This window comes from Flavobacterium glaciei (assembly GCF_003350545.1).
Taxonomy (GTDB): domain Bacteria; phylum Bacteroidota; class Bacteroidia; order Flavobacteriales; family Flavobacteriaceae; genus Flavobacterium; species Flavobacterium glaciei.
Map to the genome: position 1 here is coordinate 272,742 of NZ_QQBA01000001.1, position 22,129 is coordinate 294,870.

The 22,129-nt window shown below is 31.0% G+C and carries 19 protein-coding genes and 1 pseudogene; 2 read left to right on the forward strand and 18 right to left on the reverse strand.

Annotated features, from left to right (window positions below):
* Positions 1–6: 6 nt before the first annotated feature.
* From DFR66_RS01290 to DFR66_RS01335, 10 genes are read right to left on the reverse strand one after another with little or no spacing between them, the layout of a single operon-like run.
* Complete coding sequence (locus DFR66_RS01290; protein WP_114753053.1) at positions 7–786, reverse strand: glycosyltransferase family 2 protein; 780 nt, start codon at positions 784–786, stop codon at positions 7–9.
* Positions 787–1,629 carry a DUF5672 family protein gene (locus DFR66_RS01295; protein ID WP_114753054.1) on the reverse strand — a complete coding sequence of 281 codons (843 nt, stop codon included), beginning with the start codon at positions 1,627–1,629 and terminating at the stop codon, positions 787–789. It abuts the gene before it with no gap.
* Entirely contained in the window at positions 1,622–2,482 is an 861-nt protein-coding gene (locus DFR66_RS01300; protein WP_114753055.1) for a glycosyltransferase, read from the reverse strand. Before DFR66_RS01300 ends, DFR66_RS01295 begins: the two co-directional genes overlap by 8 nt.
* 14 nt (positions 2,483–2,496) lie before the next feature.
* Positions 2,497–3,315, reverse strand: coding sequence for a glycosyltransferase family 2 protein (locus tag DFR66_RS01305; protein WP_114753056.1), 819 nt, complete (start codon positions 3,313–3,315; stop codon positions 2,497–2,499).
* Between the two features lie 40 nt (positions 3,316–3,355).
* A complete protein-coding gene (locus tag DFR66_RS01310; RefSeq protein WP_114753057.1) occupies positions 3,356–4,516 on the reverse strand; it encodes a glycosyltransferase in 1,161 nt (386 codons plus the stop codon).
* Positions 4,495–5,388 carry an NAD-dependent epimerase/dehydratase family protein gene (locus DFR66_RS01315; RefSeq protein ID WP_114753178.1) on the reverse strand — a complete coding sequence of 298 codons (894 nt, stop codon included), beginning with the start codon at positions 5,386–5,388 and terminating at the stop codon, positions 4,495–4,497. The genes DFR66_RS01310 and DFR66_RS01315 overlap by 22 nt, the downstream gene beginning before the upstream one ends.
* Positions 5,385–6,251, reverse strand: coding sequence for a class I SAM-dependent methyltransferase (locus tag DFR66_RS01320; protein WP_114753058.1), 867 nt, complete (start codon positions 6,249–6,251; stop codon positions 5,385–5,387). The genes DFR66_RS01315 and DFR66_RS01320 overlap by 4 nt, the downstream gene beginning before the upstream one ends.
* Complete coding sequence (locus DFR66_RS01325; RefSeq protein ID WP_146841066.1) at positions 6,248–7,174, reverse strand: class I SAM-dependent methyltransferase; 927 nt, start codon at positions 7,172–7,174, stop codon at positions 6,248–6,250. Before DFR66_RS01325 ends, DFR66_RS01320 begins: the two co-directional genes overlap by 4 nt.
* A complete protein-coding gene (locus DFR66_RS01330) occupies positions 7,156–8,418 on the reverse strand; it encodes an ABC transporter ATP-binding protein (RefSeq protein ID WP_114753060.1) in 1,263 nt (420 codons plus the stop codon). Before DFR66_RS01330 ends, DFR66_RS01325 begins: the two co-directional genes overlap by 19 nt.
* A gap of 58 nt (positions 8,419–8,476) precedes the next feature.
* On the reverse strand, positions 8,477–9,346 hold the full coding sequence (locus DFR66_RS01335; RefSeq protein WP_114753061.1) for an ABC transporter permease: 870 nt from the start codon (positions 9,344–9,346) through the stop codon (positions 8,477–8,479).
* Positions 9,347–9,960: 614 nt separating this feature from the next.
* Here DFR66_RS01335 and DFR66_RS01340 point away from each other — a divergent pair.
* Positions 9,961–10,473, forward strand: coding sequence for a hypothetical protein (locus DFR66_RS01340; RefSeq protein WP_114753062.1), 513 nt, complete (start codon positions 9,961–9,963; stop codon positions 10,471–10,473).
* 188 nt (positions 10,474–10,661) lie between these two features.
* Entirely contained in the window at positions 10,662–11,402 is a 741-nt protein-coding gene (locus DFR66_RS01345; RefSeq protein ID WP_114753063.1) for a tyrosine-protein phosphatase, read from the forward strand.
* A 73-nt stretch (positions 11,403–11,475) separates the two neighbouring features.
* Here the strand turns inward: DFR66_RS01345 and DFR66_RS01350 are convergent, their stop codons facing one another.
* The 8 genes and pseudogenes from DFR66_RS01350 to DFR66_RS01390 all read right to left on the reverse strand — a co-directional run bounded on the left by DFR66_RS01350 (position 11,476) and on the right by DFR66_RS01390 (position 21,678).
* Positions 11,476–13,437, reverse strand: coding sequence for a polysaccharide biosynthesis protein (locus DFR66_RS01350; protein WP_394336342.1), 1,962 nt, complete (start codon positions 13,435–13,437; stop codon positions 11,476–11,478).
* 668 nt (positions 13,438–14,105) lie between these two features.
* Positions 14,106–14,975 carry a glucose-1-phosphate thymidylyltransferase RfbA gene (rfbA, locus tag DFR66_RS01355; protein ID WP_114753065.1) on the reverse strand — a complete coding sequence of 290 codons (870 nt, stop codon included), beginning with the start codon at positions 14,973–14,975 and terminating at the stop codon, positions 14,106–14,108.
* 42 nt (positions 14,976–15,017) lie between these two features.
* Positions 15,018–15,407 (reverse strand): annotated as a pseudogene (locus DFR66_RS01365) (GxxExxY protein).
* A gap of 36 nt (positions 15,408–15,443) precedes the next feature.
* Positions 15,444–16,493, reverse strand: coding sequence for a dTDP-glucose 4,6-dehydratase (rfbB, locus tag DFR66_RS01370; RefSeq protein ID WP_114753067.1), 1,050 nt, complete (start codon positions 16,491–16,493; stop codon positions 15,444–15,446).
* A 1-nt stretch (position 16,494) separates the two neighbouring features.
* Positions 16,495–17,355: a dTDP-4-dehydrorhamnose reductase gene (gene rfbD / locus DFR66_RS01375; protein ID WP_242008612.1), complete on the reverse strand. Its 861-nt coding sequence runs from the start codon at positions 17,353–17,355 to the stop codon at positions 16,495–16,497.
* Entirely contained in the window at positions 17,345–17,899 is a 555-nt protein-coding gene (rfbC, locus tag DFR66_RS01380) for a dTDP-4-dehydrorhamnose 3,5-epimerase (RefSeq protein ID WP_114753068.1), read from the reverse strand. The genes rfbD and rfbC overlap by 11 nt, the downstream gene beginning before the upstream one ends.
* 617 nt (positions 17,900–18,516) lie before the next feature.
* The gene (locus DFR66_RS01385; protein ID WP_114753069.1) at positions 18,517–20,874 is read right to left on the reverse strand and encodes a GumC family protein; all 2,358 of its coding nucleotides are present in this window, start codon (positions 20,872–20,874) and stop codon (positions 18,517–18,519) included.
* 9 nt (positions 20,875–20,883) lie between these two features.
* The gene (locus tag DFR66_RS01390; protein ID WP_114753070.1) at positions 20,884–21,678 is read right to left on the reverse strand and encodes a polysaccharide biosynthesis/export family protein; all 795 of its coding nucleotides are present in this window, start codon (positions 21,676–21,678) and stop codon (positions 20,884–20,886) included.
* Positions 21,679–22,129 lie beyond the last annotated feature (451 nt).

Here is a 22,129-nt window from a genome sequence, read left to right on the forward strand (position 1 = left end):
CCAATCTTAAAATTTATCCAAGAAACCCAACTTGATTAACCAATTGATTTTTCGAGATTTTTGCAGATTCCGAATGATTCTTTGCTGAACAAAATACTCGTTTAAATCATTCAGGAGTACTGGAAATTCGGCTTCTAAAACTTGACTTCTCTCGGCCTCCATTATGGATTGATTTTCTGGTAACGAACTGATTCCGTCTTTGTAAAAAATCGAAAAAACAGCGTCCACCTTTCGGTAGGTTACATTATGTTTTAGTATCGCTTGAAGCAATAATTTCCAATCAGCAACTATTTTTAAACTTTCGTCATAATATCCTACTCTCTCAAATACAGATTGATGAATAAACGTACATTGGTGGCAAGGCAAATTGTTATGTAAATACAAAAACGAAAATACAGCAGGATTCTCTAAAATATACGATCTCTCTTTATCAATAACATTGATATTAAAGTATATCACATCTTCCTTGAAAAGATGTTTTTGAACTTCTTGCAACGACAAAGTATTCATAAAATGATCACCGCTATTCAAGAAAAGCAAATATTCTCCAGTTGCCTTTGCAATGCCTTTGTTCATGGCATTGTAAATTCCTTTATCCGGTTCACTTACCCAATAGGTAATTTTATCGCTTAGACTTTCTAAATAAGCAGCACTTTCGTCCGTTGATCCTCCATCAATAACAATAAACTCAAACTCTTGCCAAGTCTGGTTTAATACACTTTCAACGGTTTTTTGCAAACCAAGAAAGTTATTGTAGTTGATGGTGATAATGGAGAGTTTTTTCATCTATTTTTGTATAATTTTTGACCAAAAACTATTGTTCCCAGCATAAGGATAATCTTCTCTAAACCAAGCGTGACAAGCAAAAGGAAGCTGCTTATATTTATTAAATAAATAATCCGGACGCCTATCCCAAGAAAAAAATAAAGATTCATCAACTGAAGGTACTTTTAATAGTTTATATATTAAATACATGTTTGAAAAAAAAACATCCTCATTGCCTTCCCATAATTTTGCATAATAGGAACTATTGTTTTTGTATCCAAAAATATTTAATAAAAGCACTAGTATTCCCTTAATATTCTTAAAAAAATAGCCCCTATTTATATTTCTTTTTTCAGAAATTAATTGTCGCCAATTTTTTAAAGGTTTTTTTGATGATACTAGATCAATCATGGTTTTTATTTTTCTCAATGAAAAACCACCGTTACCAGGGTACCACAAAGTAGCACCACCTTCGGGGTTTTTTATAAATTCTTCAAACCATAAACCACCAATATAATCAAAATTCTTTTCTACCCAGAATACTAATTCATCTCTAAAAACAAAACAATCTGTTTGATAGATTAATAAATAATCATAGCTAGAAAAGGATTTGTAAAAAAGATCATTGAGCATCAATTTATTATACCCATTCAAATCCTTAAAATAATTTTTATCAAAAAAAACAAATGAATTAATTTCTTTGAATTTTTCTTTATAAAATGATAAATCTAAATCTTCTGGACAAACAAAATAAATATCATAGTCCGCAAGCACTTTTATACATTGCTTTACAGATTGAATTTCAAACTCATTTAAGCTTTCCTTATTTATCGGAATTACGATACAAATGGATGTTTTATTCATTCGTTCTTTTATATAAAAGATTCAAAAATTCAAAATGAAACTTTGAAATAGGTTTACTTTTTAATAATCTCAACCATATAAAAAAAGCCGTTTTTATTAGTTTAAAATCAAAAAGTTTTTGAATAAATAATTTCCCGTTATTGAACTCTATTTTTTCTAACTCTATTGAATTACAACTATTAACTGTATTTAAAGGTAACATTTTACCATATTTTTTATCAAAAGTCATAGCTGATGCTACCCACGTTTTATTAATTGTACCTATAGAAAAATGTTCAATCAAAACCTCATTGGTAACAACAATTTTAAGATTTTGTTTTAAATATTGCAAACACAAGAATAAATCATAATGATGAAATCCCGTTAATGTTTCATCAAAAGAAATAGATTTATTTGATCTTGCAGCCATAAAAACGCCATCTATTAAAGAGACCTCAGCATAATTACCTTGATTAAAACCATGGCATTGTACTTCCTTTTGATTGTTTTGTAGTCGATGAATTATATTAACAACCATTAATTCATCAGGACAATCCCACCAAGCAGATGGCATTCTTGTTTTTATTTTGGAACCTGCTACACCTATTAAGCCTATTTGAATATCATTATCAAATATATTTATCACTTTTTTTCCCCAATCCTGTGACTGAAATAAAATATCATCATGAATAAAACACCAATAAGTCCCAATACTCTTTTTGATACCCATATTGTAGGCCTCAAAAATTGAATATTGGTTTTGAGAATTATCAATAATAATTAGCTCGAAGTTACAGCCTATTGTTTCAGCAATGTTATCCGAAAGATCCTTTGAAATAAAAGGGGTTCGAGAACAAATAATTATTGAAATCATTATCGATGGATTATTTATTTTGTTAATTTTCCAAAAATCATTAATCCAACCTTAAAAAAATAAGCAACAAATAGCTTTAAAAAATTTCTCTCTTGTTTAACATAATTTATATAATTATTGCAACTACTTAATAATTCAGAAACAGTTAATTTGCCAATACCTTTTGATATTAATAAAAAAATTCTATCCGATTTAAATTCTTTATCATTATATGTTGCACTAAATCCACCGTATGTAAAATTAGCAATTATTTGATCTATGTATACATAAGAAATTTTTGAAGAAAAAAACCAATTGATATTATGATGCCAATCTGCGTACGCTTTATATTTTAAATTGTATTTGCCTATTTTATTAAAGATACTTCTCCTAAAAAATATAGCTTGGTGACAAATATTTTGGTTTAGCAATTTAGAATAAGTGAACATCCCATCATAACTCCCATTAAAGTATTCAGAATAAACATTACCATATACTATTTCATTATTTTTAATCTGTTTATTATTTAAAAACTGCTCTAATGTGGTCGACTCATACAAAGAATCATCGCTGCCCAAAAAACACAACCATTCTCCTAAAGCCAAATCAATCCCTTTATTCATTGCATCATAAATTCCATCGTCTTTTTCTGAATAGATATTAATCTTATTAAACTTCTTTTTATATTTTTTTACAATTTTTATAGTATCATCTGATGATAAACCATCCATAATCAATACCTCTAAATCAGTAAATGTTTGATTAAAAACACTATCTAATGCAACTGACAAAGTAGAACCAGAGTTAAATGTTGGGATAATTATTGAAAATATAGGTGAATTTGTAGTAATCATTTATTGTAACTTATATCATTATAATCTCTGAAAACTTTATTTAAATTGTAGCACTATTAATTAGTTCAATAAAATCGTGTGAAAATTTTTTTACATTTATACTATAATCGATGTAATTAATTTTAGTATCAACTTTAATGTGCTTTTTGATTAGTAGAGCTAGCTCATCTGCATCATTTGGTTTAAAAAATTCACAATTGTTTAAAATTTGTTCTCTATGTACTTTAATATCAGAGAGTAGAATAAATTTATTCAAAGCCTTAACATCCTCAACAACTGTACTCCATCCTTCAAAAAAAGATGGCTGTATAATTGCTTCTGCCTGCTTCATTAAAAACAATTGCTCATCTCTAGGAATAAATCCTAAAAATTTTACATTGTTTTTTAAATTATGAACTTCTATGAAACTTTTTAAATTTCCCACATAATCATTATTTCTATAATCATTCTCATTACCAGAAAACACAACTAAAATACTAATTCCTTCATCTTGTAAAACCTTAAGAGCTTTCAAGACTATCATATGATTTTTATGTGCCCAAAACTGATTTGGCAAAAAGAAATATGGGTAACTTATATTGTATTTTTCAACTAATAAATTAGGATTTATATGACTAAAATCGGGGTGAGTGACGGCAAAATTAAGTACAAATGTTTTTGCTTTGGCACTTGGATAAAGTCTTTTAAAGTCCATAGCAGCGTCTTTACTACTAAGAACAACAATATCGCCATAACAATAAATTTCTCTTTGAATATGTTTTCGACTTTTTATTTCTTCTTCAGAAAAATATTGTGGTAAATGCTCTTCTTGAAAATCAGGAATCCAATTAACTTTTTTTAAATCACTAACTTGTATTGCATCGACTGAATTAGGATATAAAAAATCAATAACTGGTTGTTTAGGTTTCTTAACTAATAATGGCCTTTTTATGATTTTTCTGCTAAATTTATTTAAAATATTTTCAAATAAATTATAATTAATCTCTGGTAAGGGGAAAACAAAATATTCTAAAAATGGGTAATTTGTTTCTTTTTTAACTAAATCAAAATTTGCAACACTATCAGAGAGAATGACAAGAACTGGTTTTTCTTTGTCGTTTAAAATATTAAGTGCATGAATAATATTAAGGATATAATAGCTTCCTGCAATCCAATTTTCATTATATGAAAAAATTAAACCTATTCTCTTTCTTTTAACCATTCCGTATATTCTTTTAATCCCACTTCAATAGGTATTGACTGTTCAAAATTCATTTTTTGAAGTTTTTCGGTATTTGCAACCCAATTAATTGGATCTCCTAATCTTGTTTTACCTTCAAACACAACTTGTATCTGAGAATTAAAATATTTAAAAAAAATAGAGGCAACACATTCTATAGTTATTTCTTTTGAACTTGCAATATTAATTATATCATTTTTAAAATTTGAGTATTGAATTACTTTATTTATTGCTAATACTAAATCTTTTATATGGATGAAATCTCTACTTTCAGCTCCTGTACCAAATAGTTGAACTTGATTTTTTGAATCTGATTTTTTATACAAATCCCAAAACAATTGCTTTTCTAGTCCATTCCCATAGGCAGAAAAAATTCGTAATGAACAGGTTGCAATGTTATAATTTTCATGAAATTCTTTACATATATCTTCAGCCATTTTTTTATGAATACCGTAAGGAGAAATAGGGTTTAATGGATGATTTTCATCAATAGGTAAATATTTTGGATTGCCATATACGGCCGCACTAGATAAATTAATGTACTTACATGTAGCGTTTAACTTTCTAATGGCATCTAACTGTTTAAAAACATTTACAGTATTTAGTACGAAATCGCGTTGTGGATTCTTTAAACTGTCAGGTACACTTGCAGCTCCTGAACAATTTATACAAACATCAAACTGTTGTGATTCAAAAATATCACAATAATCCGCATTTGTTGAATCTAACAAAAAATATTTTTCTAAAGTATGATCTGTCACCACGTCACATTGCCAAACATCATTGCCATTTGAAAAGTATTTAACACAGTGACTACCTATGAATCCTTTTGAACCGATGATTAATATTTTCATTTTTTTATACATAAATAAGAATACATTCTACCCGGTATTTTATTCTCATCGTAAAAATTTTTCTTGTTCAAACCAATTTTTTTTAAATATAATTTTTGAAGAAATGATATTTTGGATAAAATCCCTATTTTATTGTTTAAATGTGTAATTGCTTTTGATTTAGATAATTGAAAAATATTAGTAATTTCTTCTTTTGTAGAAGGGAAATAGTTAATTACACTATCATAATATTTCATTTCTTTTTTAATCTCTAATCCTGCATTTTCCATGGCATTTTTATATTCTGTTGGTTTAAATGCATTTTCGCCACCATAAAATTTTTGCAATGGATGGTTTTCTAAAAACCATTCTTTATCATTTTTATTAAAGATTACGTGGTCACGAATGGTAATAAATAACCCGTTTTTTTTTGTCACTCTACTTGCTTCAGCAACAAACTTTCCTAAATCATAAGCATGATGCATGCATTGTCTAGCATAAACAATATCAAAACTGTCATTTGGCAATTGAAGCTCTTCAGCAAAAGCTTCATAAACTTCTAGATTATCTAAATTGTAATGTGTTTTTAATTTTCTAATTGCACCAGCTCCCACAGTATCGCTTGAATCGGGTTCTATACTCACAACAGTATATCCCTCTAAAGCCAATGCAACTGCGCTTATTCCATTTCCACTTCCAATATCTAAAATAGTTTTTGCATTAGGTTGATACTGATTTAATAATTTGAGTGTTTCTCTAAACTCATCGCTTTGCATAAATCGTTGCACATTTAAAATTAAATCTTCTTCAAAATAAGCTTTATCAACCAAGTATTTGTATTCTGGTTGTGTACGAATGAATCTTATGGTTTCTTCCCAAGTCAATACGTTTTTTTTATAAATTTAATACAAGCTATACTTCTACAATGAGCTGCTCCATCATCTAATTTTCCTTTCCCTGTATGTGGATTATAAGATTCAACTTTTGATAATTCATTTCTTTCTGCATATTTCCAACCTTCTTTTTCGTATTTAAAATAGTCTGATTTAATAGTTCCTTTTACTTCAAGCAAATCAAATACTTTTTGCAACATTTCATCATCAAACTGTTGGAAGAAACCGTGATTTTCAAATTTACCATAAGGAAAAGTAATCAACAACTGCCCTCCATTTTTTAAAACTCTCAATAATTCTTCTACAACTTTTAAATACTCATAATTCTTAGTAACAACAGGTTCAAAAGTAGATTTTAAATCATACCCATATATTGAATTATCCATATCGATATGCTCAAGAGTAGATTGGCAAACAATTTCATCAAAAAAATTATCTCTAAAAGGTAAATCCCTCAAATCACCATAAACATAAGATATTCTTTTATGATTGTAACTCTTGTCTTCAGGATAGTAAGTATAGATGTACTTATCTTTATTTTCAATTAATTCATTACTCAATAAATAATCAAAATTAAATGTTGAACCTGCATCAAGAAAAACTGTTTTACCTTTTTTTAGGTTGGCAAAAATCCAAGGGTATTCTACAATTCTTTCGTCTATACGATAGCCAAAGTTAGCCGGTATTTTTTTATTAAAAAATTTGTCTAAAACTAAAGGATTAGAAATACAATTAAAAATTGATTCTTGTTTATGATTAGCATAACCTTCCGACCATGGAATCTGATCGTTTTTAAAGAAATTAATTTCAATTTCTTTTTTTTTAAGTTCTATTTTATTAGCTTCTTTTTTTAAAAAATAATTGTACCCCTTTGTAATGATTTTTTTAAGCATTATTATTTTATTAAGTTCCAATTACAATTAACAAACACACAACCATAATCTGCACTTCCATAAATATGAAAATCAGAACCCGTTTCCACAATTTCAAAAGATAGGCATTCTTCAAGAAAATCAATTAGTTCTACATTAGGTACGTGCATACCAAAAGTAAGATTGAATTTATTTGGAACTAAAAACTGTTGAGGTAAATCTACATCAAATTCATATACACCTTCTTTATCGATTTCAGATATTAATTTAATTTCAGAAGTAAATATTATTCTTTCATTTTTATCCAATACTCTAAAACTTAAATGTGAATTAAGATGTTTTTCTACCACTTGTACTCTTATCTTTATGGTAATTAACTCATCGTAACCAAACTCCGTTCTTATAGCACCATTCTTATCCACAATAGCTAGACTTATAAATCCAGATTCTTCAATTGCTTCATTGATGTAAGTACCCACATAGCCATCATATTGGTTTGACTGCAAATAATAATCAATTCCCTCGCTAGTATTACCTTCAAAAACTACTGAACCGTATTCTAAGACAATGGCTTTAGTACATAATTGTTTAATAGCCGCCATATTATGACTCACAAACAAAACCGTTCGTCCTCCTTCTCGAGAAATATCCTGCATTTTACCAATGGCTTTCTTCTGGAACTCCGCATCACCAACTGCTAAAACCTCATCGATAATCAAAATTTCAGGCTCTAGAAATGCCGCAACTGCAAAAGCCAAACGCACATACATCCCGCTACTATATCGCTTTACTGGAGTATCAATATAACGCTCACATCCTGAGAACTCGATAATTTCATCCAGTTTTGAGGCGATCTCTTTTTTTGTCATCCCTAAGATAGCGCCATTCAAGTAAATGTTTTCTCTACCGGTCATTTCACCATTGAATCCAGTTCCAACCTCCAATAATGAAGCTACACGACCACCAAATTTTATGCTTCCTGTAGTAGGTGCTGTAACTCGAGACAATATCTTCAACAAAGTAGATTTTCCTGCTCCATTTTTTCCAATAATCCCAAGAACTTCGCCACGTTCTACTTCAAAGTTGATTTCTTGCAAAGCCCAAACGTAATCACTCTCCGCTTTAGTAGAGCGGTCATTTATATCTCCAATTTTTAAATATGGATCTTCTTTGCCACGTACTTGATGCCACCAACGGTTCAAGTCATGACTCAAACTGCCCATGCCCACTTGACCTAAACGGTATTGCTTGGAGATATTCTCGGCTTTTAATATAATGTTTTTCAATGGAGGAATAATTGGTTAACTGTTTTTTCGGTTAATCGTGTAATCAATAATAATAAATTTAAACCGTATCTATAAATCGCTTCTCCGTTCTATTAAATAGCAAAACGCCTACTAAAAAGATTATGATGGTAACAATTGTTGTATACGCCATACCAGCAAAAGGTAATTCGCCAACACTCAACAACATAAAACGAGATGTTTCAATAATGTAGGCTACCGGATTATAAACAATTATCCAAGCGTACTTAGGCATTTTGCTAGCAATCAAGCTCATAGGATAAAACACGCCCGAAATATACATTAAAAGCTGAACACCAAAACCTATTAAATACATTAGATCACGGTACTTTGTTACCATAGAGGAAATAATCATTCCTAAGCCTAAGCCTAACACGCCCATAATAAGAATTACAAAAGGAAGAAAAAAAGTCCATTTATTAAATGAAATGGCAGCTCCATCCTTATAGAAATAGACAAAAAAACCTAAAAATATAAGCAACTGAATAACTAATTTGACCAAGTTAGAAATAACGGTTGTCAATGGTGCTATAATCCGTGGAAAATAGACTTTCCCAAAAATCCCTGCATTATTACCAAACGTATTAGAGGTCCCTGACAGACAGGTAGAAAAATAATTCCAAACCGTTATACTAGCCAGATTGAATAAAAAAGGAGGTACATTCCCCGTACTGATTCCAGCAAGATTATTAAAAACAATCGTAAAAGTTACGGAGGTAAACAAAGGTTGTATCAGATACCATAGTGGTCCCAGAACTGTTTGTTTATATACCGTCACTACATCTCTTTTTACAAAAAGCATCAGTAAATCACGGTATTGCCAAACTTCCTTGAGGTTTAGCGAGAAGAATTTGTTTTTAGGTGTTATTTCAAACAGCCACGTGGTATTGGTTTGTTCGGGTTGGTTCATTGGGTTATGCTAAAATCCTATCGTTATTTTTTTATTTCGAGCCTGTCCTCTCGTACGGAATCGAGAAACAAGAGCTCATTTATTTTACTCAGCAAACAACATCATTACTAGGCAAATATAAATAATTTGTATTGGGTATTTCCTTAAAAAAAGCGGCGCATTATTAATTATTCTTAAAAATTATCCACTATTTAAGGCTAGATAACATAATATGCACGGCCAAAATAAAACTTTTGGGTACGCTTCGCTGCTCTAACTTACAGTTTTGAGGCAAAGCCTAGCTGTTGAAAGAGATATTTTTCAGCGAATATACTATTAGATTACAAATATTACCAATAATTAACTACCAATCGACTACTTTAATACACAAGTAGAATATCCATCTATTTTTTGGCAGAATCTTCTGAGCCCTTTTACAGATTTTTTACACTTTTCAAAAAAATTAAATCTGTTGTAAACGATGAAACAACTTTTTATCGAAAGAATTTTAATTGTGATTTAAATCCAATACATTTACGTTATGATTAAGTTGAAATAAGCTTTTAGGGTATTAAACAGTCACTTCAGACGAACTTACAGTAGTTGCAAAATACTATCGAAACTCAAAACACACAATGGAAAAATACTTACGACAATTAATTTCAATAGAGTTTGAAGACAAAAAAGATGTCTTTAGTGGTTTTCTTATAGATTGGACTGAAGATTGGATATTATTAAAAAACAATCCTGTAGATTTTATAATTGATGGCTATACAATTCTAAAAAACAAAAATATAAAGTCAATTATTCAAGACAAAGATCATGAATTTACAGAAAGAGTAATTAAACTTAAAGGCCTTAAAACAAGCGCAGAGGAAATAATCCCTCTTAAAGATTTGTATTCTATCATTGATTTTTTAGCTAATAAGTATGAGATTTTTCAGATTACTAAAAAGTCGGATAAAGCAGTATATATAGGCAAACTAATAGAACTGAACGAGAAAGAGCTGGTAATCGATTTTTTAGGACCCGAAGGTATTTTTGAAGGCGAAATGAGTTTTAAACAAAACAAAATAAGAGTTATAGAATTTGATACAGACTACATCAATTCTTTAAAACTAATTGTTGACGAAGAAAAAAACAAGTAATTTACCGCTGTTTAATAAACCTTTAGTTTTAATTCCAAAGGATTATTTTCGCATTACAGAACTAAATGTCTTTGCATAAACAAAGTAGTATTTATCTACTAAAATGCATCATTCTTTTTGGAAGATAAAAACACTCAAACCTGCATATTGATTGCAAAAAACCAATCACTTTTCATTAACTTTGCAGTATGTTAACATTCTTCAAATCAAAACCCATACTTAAAGATTTAATTCCAGATTATCATATTGATATCCACTCCCACTTGTTACCAGGTATAGATGATGGTGCAAAAAATTTTGGAGATACGCTGAGATTAACTCAAGCATTACAAGAAATAGGGATTTCTGAGTTTATTACCACACCGCACATTATTCAACATGTTTGGGACAATACTCATGAACAAATTCTGGAAAAAAAAGCTTCAACAGTTTTAGAACTGCAAAAGAATAACATTACAGTTCCTTTTAATACAGCAGCTGAGTATCTTATGGACGATCAGTTTGTACAACTGTTCCAATCTCAAAGTTTATTGACTCTCAAAGACAAGTACGTGCTTGTAGAAATGTCCTATATAAATCCGCCCATTCAGTTATACTCTATACTTTTTGATTTACAAGTGGCTGGTTACATTCCCGTATTAGCACATCCGGAAAGGTATTTATTTTATAACAATAATTTTAATGAATATATAAAACTGAAAAGAGCTGGCTGTTTATTCCAGCTAAATTTATTATCAGTAGTTGGGTATTATGGTGTAGCCATATCTAAAATTGCAGATCAGTTATTACAAAAAGGAATGTATGACTACGTAGGCTCTGATGTACATCATGACAATCATGTTGCCGCCTTCAAACAAAAAATAAATCTGAAAGACGCTACACCTCTAAAAGAAGTTATTGCGAATAATCAATTTTTCAAATTGGGATAGTGATTATTTTATTGATAAAAAAAAATGGCCTAAAGTAGTACTTTAGGCCATTTTGCTATTTATTAATGCTATGCTATTTATCTAATAGCTCAAAAGTAGAATTCATACTTTTGAACTCAGGCACAATTTGCTTCATTTTTAAAACTATTCTATCATTATCAAAATTATTAGCAATACTGATAAGCTCTTCAATATCTGTGCTTAAATCCTCAAAATCATCTGAAATTTCTTCAGAAATCATAATTTTTTCATGATACGTAGGAAGTGTTTTTGAAGTATCATTCAATAATTCTTCATATAATTTCTCACCTGGTCTTAAACCTACTATTTGTATTTTGATATCCTTGTCTGGAACAAAACCGGCTAACTTAATCATCTTTCTAGCTAAATCAATAATTTTAACTGGTTTCCCCATGTCAAAAATATAAATCTCTCCACCATTACCCATAGCTCCAGCCTCTAAAACCAGTTGGCACGCCTCAGGTATAGTCATAAAATACCTGATAATATCTGGATGGGTAATCGTTATTGGACCTCCGGTAGCAATTTGCTTGGTAAACAAAGGAACAACTGATCCATTAGAGCCTAAAACATTTCCAAAACGAGTGGTAATAAATTTAGTAGCATTCTTTTCGCCGTTATTCGTATTCTTTAATTGTAAAGATTGCACATACTTTTCGGCAATCCTTTTACTAGCTCCCATTACATTACTTGGATTTACTGCTTTGTCAGTAGATACCATTACAAATTTTTTGACTTTGTAAAGGCAAGATAAATCAGCAATAATTTTAGTACCCTCAATATTAGTAAGAATAGCTTGAGAAGGGTTTCCTTCCATCAATGGAACATGCTTATACGCTGCCGCATGAAAAACTACTTGAGGCTCATATTTTTTAAAAACGCTATTCATTGCCTCTTTATTCCTAACATCAGCAATTATGGCATGCATTTTTGAACTAGATACTAAATCATTCATCTCCAGACACATGTTATGCAACGGAGTTTCAGCCTGATCTAATATAACTACAACTTTAGGATTAAAACCTATTACCTGACGAACAATTTCGCTACCTATGGAACCAGCGGCTCCCGTGATTAAAACGGTTTTGTCTTTTAGCTGTTTAGAAATTGATTTGTTATCTAATACGATAGGTTTTCTTTCCAGTAAATCTTCAATTTGAATATTTTTTACTTTTTGGCTAATCTCTTTTTGATTTTCCCAATCGGAAATTAAGGGCACAGTATACACCGTATAGTTAAACTCTAAACATTGGTCTACAATTACTAATTGCTCCTCTTTGGACAAACTTTTGTCAGCAATGATTACGGCCTGAGCATTTACGGAGCGCATCAACGGTGGTAATTTTTTCTTTTTAATCAAAATTGGCAAATCCAGCATACGCTTTGTTGCATTTTGATTGTTTTTATCAACAAACCCTACAATTTTAAATCGGGTGGGTGTTTCAAATTTTAAAGCATTAGCTACCGATATGGCATTAGCATCAGTACCATAAATTATGGTTCTTATTAATTTATTTGTACCTCGTTCTGAAAAATAGATTTCAAAAGTTTGTTTGATTATAACTCTATATAAAAACAATCCACAAAAGGAAAGCACTATGTTTATAAAAAAAGCGGTATTCAGGAAAGCTTTCTCTCCATACAACAATTCGTATGCAAAATTAAAAAAAAGAAACAGCACCAATACTGCCATTTGAGAAAACAAAAGCTTAACGGCATCAATATAAGAAGAGTGCCTAATAATCCCAGAATAGGTTCTAAACAACCAGAAAAAGAAAATATTGACACTAAATAAAGCAATTATAAACCTGAAATTGTAAGGAGTAATGACATAGTCTAATCCTGTCCCTTTAAAGATGAGGATAGTAAAAAAAAACGAGAGTACTAAAACTGAAAAGTCCATCATAACTATAATCCATCTGGGTAGATAGCGTAGATTATGAATGCTGAACTTCAAGTTTTCCCTTGAAAAAAAATTAAGGTTTGATGATGATGATGATTCAGTTTTTTTTATGGTGCTCAAAATAGATATATTTTTAACATTACTTATTTTAGTGTAACAAAAATAACGATTAAAGCATAGATAAAAAAAGTAATTCAATTCAAATTTTAAATTATTTAGTCAAAAAAGGCTTACGGTTTAGTGAAAAACTAATATGAAATTGAGTTATTGTGCATATCGAAAAAGTAAAATTCTTTTATTGTGGTACTATTCACTACAATTAGTCGTATTGCAATTTACCCGCTGGGAATCATTCCATTTAGTGTCTTTCTTTAACACAAAGACACCTCGTATTTGCGTTTATTAAAAGTTGTTTCACTTTACTAAGAGAAAAAAATAGCTGTATCAATCCAAGAATTGGACTTTCAAACTCTTTTTTTATATGGTTAAACTTTCATATTTAGCTATCAATATCTGAACTATATAATTCTAACTAACTAGTTTGTAATTTATATTTTCACGCAACTAATTGTCTGTCGGCACTATTCATTAAGAACCATATTTTTTCGTTAACTATCATTAGCTTATGATGGTAATTTTTAGACTGATCCGTTTATCCCGAACTAGTTTCGGGAGTGATTTTTCTGTAGGCTTAGAAAGAACTCCAGCGGCAAACTTGACATAATACATATATTGTACCTATTAGCACAGAAAAAACTGTGAAATCTAAGTCAAATAAGCTAAATTTTATACTTTAACAATCCTAAAAGATATTCACCATAGCCCGATTTTTTCAATGGCTCAGCCAATGCTACTAATTCTTGTTCTGTAATAAAGCCCTGTCTCCAAGCAATTTCTTCAATACATCCTATTTTCAATCCTTGACGCTCTTCAATAACCTGGACAAATTGTCCAGCTTGCATCAAGCTATTAAAAGTTCCTGTATCTAACCATGCTGTTCCTCTGCTCAGAATTCCAACTTTCAAGGTTCCTTTTTCTAAGTATACTTTGTTAACATCAGTGATTTCATATTCACCACGAGCACTTTGCTTAATATTTTTAGCAATTTCGACTACCGAGTTATCGTAAAAGTATAAACCAGGCACCGCATAGTTTGACTTAGGTTCTAAAGGTTTTTCTTCGATAGAAAGTGCTTTTAAATTATCGTCAAACTCAACTACACCATAGCGTTCTGGATCAGATACGTGATATGCAAATACAACTCCCCCTTTAGGATTGGTATTGTTTCGAAGTAAATCATCCATATTAGCACCAAAGAAAATATTATCCCCTAAAACTAATGCTACACTATCCTTTCCAATAAACTCTTCCCCAATTACAAAAGCTTGCGCTAATCCATTAGGAATAGCCTGCTCTGCGTAGCTAAATCTGCAACCTATTGATGCTCCATCACCTAATAACTTCTTGAAATTAGGTAAATCGTGTGGCGTAGAAATAATTAATATTTCATTAATTCCAGCCAACATCAAAGTAGACAATGGATAATAAATCATAGGCTTGTCATACACCGGCATCATTTGTTTACTCATCGCTAAGGTTAATGGGTGCAAACGAGTTCCGGAGCCTCCTGCTAATATAATTCCTTTCATAATATTTTACTTATTTTCCGAATTAAAACGAATTAAAACGAATTACTTTAAATTGATTATTCTTTTATGAGTTAATGAAGACGTGCCAAAATTAATCAACATGCCTAATTCTAGATTTGTACATTTTAAATAATTGGTTAACTAGGCGTATAATGCAACTGGTATTTGTGATACTGCTTTTATTTCTAGAATAATTGTATCATAGCAAACAAAGTCATCTCTATATTTTTTTTGTAATTTCTGATTGTCATAATATAAATCGAATTTTACCTGCCTTTTAAAGGGAATTTTCAAAGTTTGAAATTCTTTCTCCAATGCTTCCTCGTACACTGCCTCCAAGAATCCTGCTCCTAATGTTCGATGTACTTTCATACAAGCACCAATTATGGCAAAGCTTTCTTCTTTATAGAGTATTTTATTGGCTGCATCCATTAATGAAATTCGCTTTATTTCGCTTTAAATTCGTTTTCAATTTGTGTATTGTTTCTCGTAATACGAAGCATACTCCCCAGAAGTAATATTATTCAACCACTCTTGATTTTCTAAGTACCAATTTACGGTTCTTTCCAAACCTTGCTCAAAAGTAACCGATGGCTTCCATCCCAACTCAGTGTTAATCTTACTTGCATCAATTGCATAGCGTAAATCATGTCCAGGACGGTCTTTTACGTAAGCTATTAACTGTTCAGATGTACCAGCAGCTCTTCCTAACTTATCATCCATTATTTTGCAAAGCAACTTTACCAAATCAATATTTTGCCATTCATTAAAACCACCAATATTATAGGTATCGTGGTTTTTACCTTCGTGAAAAACCAAATCAATTGCAACGGCATGATCTTCAACAAAAAGCCAATCACGCGTATATTTCCCATCGCCATAAACGGGTAAAGGCTTATTTTGAATGATATTATTGATAAATAAAGGAATCAATTTTTCAGGAAAATGGTAAGGTCCATAATTATTAGAACAATTTGTCAACACATAAGGCAAACCATACGTTTCACCGTAGGCTCTTACAAAATGATCTGAACTCGCTTTTGAAGCAGAGTAAGGAGAATTAGGATCGTAGGCGGTTGTCTCAGTGAATAAACCCTCCGCACCTAAACTTCCATAAACCTCATCAGTGCTAATGTGGTAAAAACGTTTCCCTTCATAATTTCCGTTCCATATTGTTTTGGCGGCATTCAATAAATTCATAGTTCCTATCACATTTGTTTTCACAAAAGATAAAGGATCCGTTATGGAGCGATCTACGTGAGATTCAGCAGCTAAATGCAATACTCCATCAAATTGATGTTCCGCAAACAAAGCATCAATAAATGCAGCGTCAACGATGTCTCCTTTTATGAAAGTATAATTTGGGGCTTTTTCAATATCGGCAATATTTTCAAGATTTCCAGCATAAGTAAGGGCATCCAAATTAAAAATTTGATATTGAGGATATTTATTAACAAAAAGTCGTACAACATGAGATCCTATAAAACCGGCACCGCCAGTAATTACTATTTTTTTCATTTTATATAATTTTTAAACATTTCCCCAAACTTTCTTTATAATTCGGCACTACAACTCCAAAAGTATCTTTTATTTTAGTTTTATCCAATAAAGAATATTGAGGACGTTTTGCTGGTGTAGGATAATCTGAAGCAGGAATTCCGCTAACTTCACAATCAAAATTGCCTAATTCTTTAATTGCTAATGCAAATTCATACCAACTAATCTCTCCTTCATTAGAAAAATTATAAATACCTGCTTGCCAATGCGTATTTGCTATTATTGTCATGATAGCCTCAGCCAAATCTGCAGCGTAAGTGGGGCTTCCTATCTGATCATTTACAACATTTAAGCTATCCCTTTCTTGCATTAATCGGGACATCGTTTTTACAAAATTATTCCCAAAACTGGAATATACCCATGATGTCCTGATTATAATTGAATTGGGATTTTCTTGCAAACAGGACTTTTCACCTGCCAACTTAGTCGTCCCATAAACATTAATAGGATTTGTTGGAGCCGTTTCAGTCAATGCATTAGCTTCAGTACCGTCAAAAACATAATCCGTAGAAACATGAATCAATTTACAGTCATTGATATGACTCCATTTTGCTAGCACTGCAACTGCCTGGTGGTTTAAAACATCTGACAATTCGCGCTCAGACTCTGCCCTATCCACAGCAGTATGAGCAGCACAATTGATAATAAACTGAGGACTTAAAGTACCTAATTTAGTTTCTAAAGCTACTAGATTGCATAGGTCCAGTTCTTCTCTATCAGTAAAAACCCATTCAAACTGAGTATACTTATCTGACAATACAGCTAATTCAGACCCCAATTGTCCTTTAGCACCAGTAACTAAAATTTTTTCTTTATGAATCAAAACTCCAATCTATTTCATTAAAACTAGGCAAAATCAAATCCTTTTCCGAAACAATAACTTCTTTAGAATCTAATTGCCAATCTATGGCCAATGTAGGGTCATCATATCGAATACCTCTTTCACTTTCTTTATGATACACTTGATCTACTTTGTACATCACAGATGCTGTTTCGCTCAAAACGGAAAAGCCGTGAGCTAAACCATGCGGTACCAATAATTGCTTATTATTATCTGCACTCAAAACAACACTGAAATGCTGTCCGTAAGTAGGAGAATCTTTACGTAAATCTACTACTACATCAAGAATTTGTCCTTGCAATACCCGCACTAATTTAGCTTGTGAAAAAGGGCTAATTTGAAAATGTAATCCTCTTATTACACCTTGCTTAGAGAAGGATTGATTGTCTTGAATGAATTGGAACTTAATCCCATTTTCATATAGCTTAGCGTGATTGTAGACTTCGAAGAAAAAACCACGATCGTCGTTATAAACGGTTGGGGTTATAATTAGTAAATCTTCAATACCTGTTTTTTCAATGACCATGTAATACTTTTATTTTTTTATTTTAAATAAGTAGCAGGACAATGTCCGTTATTTTTCAGAATGATGCAACAAAGATATATCAATAAATGTTAAATTGTATGATAATCCTGAGTTCGATAACTATATATTTTGGTGCATTTAAGTATTTTTTTTTAACAAAATCTTCTAACGCCATTTAGCTCTAGGACCAATACTCATTTAAAACCATTACATTAGGTCTCCAGCACATCTAAAAAATAATTCAATTGAAAAAAAGGCCTTTTAAACTATTCACCAACACCAATTAGGTTCGACTCAATTTAGTTGTATTTTCAAAAAAAAAAAAAAAAATTAGCAATACTACGATAATGAACAAAACTCTCAGTATAAATTTTCTATTACAATTAAGCCATTTGAGTATAATTACTTTTTGATGGTAATTTTTCGTCAATTCAGTTTACACTGAAACTAATTCGGGATAAAGCGAACTGTTATTATAAATACTACATGCAAAGTATTACAATTATACAACTCTAAGTTTTGGGTTCGCAAATACTATAAAAAAATCCTCTTACAAAAAAAAGGTTTATAAAGAAAATACATCTTTACAAACCTTTTTAAATAGAATATCAAATGAACTACATTTTAAATATCTTTTTATACCAAGGTATCTTTTCTACTTTTACACCGTAACCATAACCATAGCCATAGCCTTTAGTAGTATCAGTGTCGTTTAACAACAAGCACATATTCTTCAACTTCTCTTCTTTATACAAGGTATTTGGAATATTTAACATACGCTTTTCTAAGAAATTAGCTCGTGCTACATAAATAAAACAGTCCGCATGTTTGGCAATCAATAGCGTATCTGTCACTAAACTCACTGGTGCTGTATCTACTATTATATAATCGTATTGACTTTTCAATGTTTCGAAAAGAGTATCAACTTTCTTATTCATTAATAGCTCTGCCGGATTAGGAGGGATTGCACCAGCAGGGAGTACATAAAAATTCTCAAATCCTTTATATTTAACAATAAGATCTTCAATCACTAAATCTTTTGAAGACAGATAATTAGTAACCCCTTTGTCCGGTAAAGTTAAATAATCATCCAACCTAGGATTCCTAATATCCATTCCTATCAACAAGACTCTCTTACCAGATAGGGCAAAAGTAGCTGCAAGATTAACTGAAACAAAAGTCTTTCCTTCTTTAGGAAAAGTAGATGTTAAAAAAATAATTTTAGATAGTCCCTCTGGAACTTTGGTGAGCATAAACTCTAAATTCGTACGGATAATACGTAACGCTTCTGCAGTACTAGATCGACTCTCCGCTTCAATAAGCTCCGAAGGAGAATCTGAAGTAGGTACATCCCCTATATATGGAACTGGAGATTTTCCTTCTAAATCCAAACGACTTTTTATTTTAGTATCCAATAAATCCATTAGATAGATAACCGCAAAAGGAACCAAAAGTCCCAACAACAAAGCACCTAAATAAATTAAACTTCTTTTAGGCGAAATAGGTGATTTTGAGCCTTTAGCACCATCAACTACACGCGCAACAGATTCGGTTGCCGCCATAGCAATAGCAGTTTCTTCTCTTTTTTGCAACAAATACAAGTACAACTCCTCTTTTACTTTTTGCTGGCGTGCAATTACGCGAAACTGACGTTCTTGAGTAGGAATCTTTTTAATTTTGCTATTCAAATACTCTTCTTGATTATTTAAATCACGTCTTTGAATTAATAAATTGGATTGCTCACGATTTAAACTAGCTGATACATTTGATCTTAAAGCATTTAATTGCTCGCTCAATTTAATCACTGTAGGGTTAGCCTCAGTAGCACTTTTCAAGATTCTATTACGGTCTAAAACCAACTGATTGTATGCTACAATAAGATCTTTAGATTCGCCACCAACTATACTACTAGGCAATAAATCAGTAGGCTTGCTTTTTTTTATAAAATCAACCATAGAACCTATGACATTCAGTTGGATATCTGCTTCAATACCTTTTTTATCATACTCATTTGAGCCTCCGATAAACAATTGAGTCTCCGTCTCGATATCAGTCAATTGGTTAGAGCTTTTGAAGCTTTCTACGTTTTGCTCTACTCCATCTAACTCCTCAGTAATCAATGCTAAACGATTTGCAATAAACTTAGAGGTATTTTCAGATATAAAGTTTTTATCTGCTGCGGCATCTTGATTGTAATTTTGAACCAAATTATCCAAAAAATCTTCTGCTTTCTCCACTACAGGATCTACTAGCGATAGCTCTACAACACTACTTGTTTTACTCAAAGGCGCTACATTCAAGCGCGCTCTAAAACTAGAAACCACGTTATCAAGCGGACTTATTAAAATCGTAATTGGTTTACTATTTGCATCAAACGGCCTTACATTAACAAGCGATTTATTAATAACTAAAGTACCATATTTAGTTTCTATGGCCTCACCATAACGAAATACTTTTTTATCAGACAAAATATCATTTTGTTTTAGTAAGCCTTCTAACTTAAAGGTTGATTCAGAGAGCGCTAAAAATTCATAAGAGATACTTTTACTGTAAAAATCTTGTTTTTGATCTAAATAAGTGACTAATATTGGTGATTTTTTATAGAGACTATTACTGATTATTTTGCCATTAACAACAAAATTTATATTCAGATTCATCTTTTTTACAGTACTCTCAATTAAGCTTCTAGATTTGAGTATTTCAATTTCATTATCCAGACTTTTTTTGGCGCCACCTAATCCCATATCGGCAAAAGCTGATAACTCAGAAGACAAACCGCCCTTTTTCTCATCTTTTACAAGTATAGTAGTTGTAGCTCTATATTGGGGTAATGCATATCTCAAATAGATGAACGCAACAGACAAACTAATACAGACTCCTAAAACAAACCATTTCCAATGGATGATATATTGATCTATAATAGCTCTAATTTGAAAATCCTGTTCTGAATTTTCGTTTAGCAGATTGTTTTCCATAAAACCGTTTTATTTTGAAGAAGAAATTATAAGTGTTGCTAATGTGATTAAGATAGAAGTAATCGAAAAAATAATAGTGGTGCTTGGTCCTACCGCAGCGCTATTTATTTTATTCTGGTTAGGCTCTACATATATCACGTCATTTTGAGCTAAATAATAAAAAGGAGAATTCATGAAGCTTGCATTTGTTATATCTACCCTGTTATATGATTTGACACCATCAATTTCTCGAATGATAAGGATATTGTTTCTTTTTCCATAAACCGTCAAATCTTTGGCCATAGTCAATGCCTCTATCAAAGTTATTCGCTCCGATTCAATGGTATACGAACCTGGAGCATTAACCTCTCCTTGAACTGACACTTTAAAATTAGCAATTCGTATGTTTACAATTGGGTTTTTGATGTAAGTTGATATCTTAGCATGCAACATATCTAATAATTCTGTTCGACTTAAACCACTTAATTTTAATTTTCCCAAAATTGGAAAATCTATATTTCCATTGGCATCTACTAAATAACGTTGCACCCTTAACTGTCCGTCACCCGCTCCCACATTGTTAACATTTTGTGAAGTTACCGCAGTCAAATTAAAGGGAGCTGCTATTTCAGGATCTTCAGCAGATACAATTATAGAGAGCAAATCATCTGGTTGTATGGTAATTTCATATGAATTTGCTTTTTCTTGTTTACCCAAAACGTCAACATCCTGATAATAAATCATGTCTTTCTTTGAAGCACAAGAGAACAACAACACTAAAATTATAAAAGGAACTATTTTATTTAGTAACAAAGAGTGTTTCATATTATTTTATTTTTTATGGCTGCAAATATAGGTATTCTTTAGCTTGACTATATTAATTTTCTGTACTATTTTTCATCAATTCGAGTTGTTTTACCCTACGACTGTTATCAAAACTTATTTTAAAAAACATATAAAAATGAATTTTAGTTTTTTTTTAATTATACCTCAATAAAGATATTTAGACGATTATTGAGTACTAATTGTTTCATTTACATTCTTTTTACATGTTCAAGTGATTTCGTCCCGAAGTATGAAGCAAATAATTGTATTGTGTCTGGTCCTGAAAAAGTGATACAGGATTAATAAAAAATAAAAATACAATTTTTAAACAGTAATAAGCCTTGGTTCATTACTGTTTATTTTTATAAGTTCTCTTTTAATTTTATTTTGTTCGTACAATTTCATTAGGCTCAAGCATATAATTGGAATAATCTGGTCTATGTATTATAAA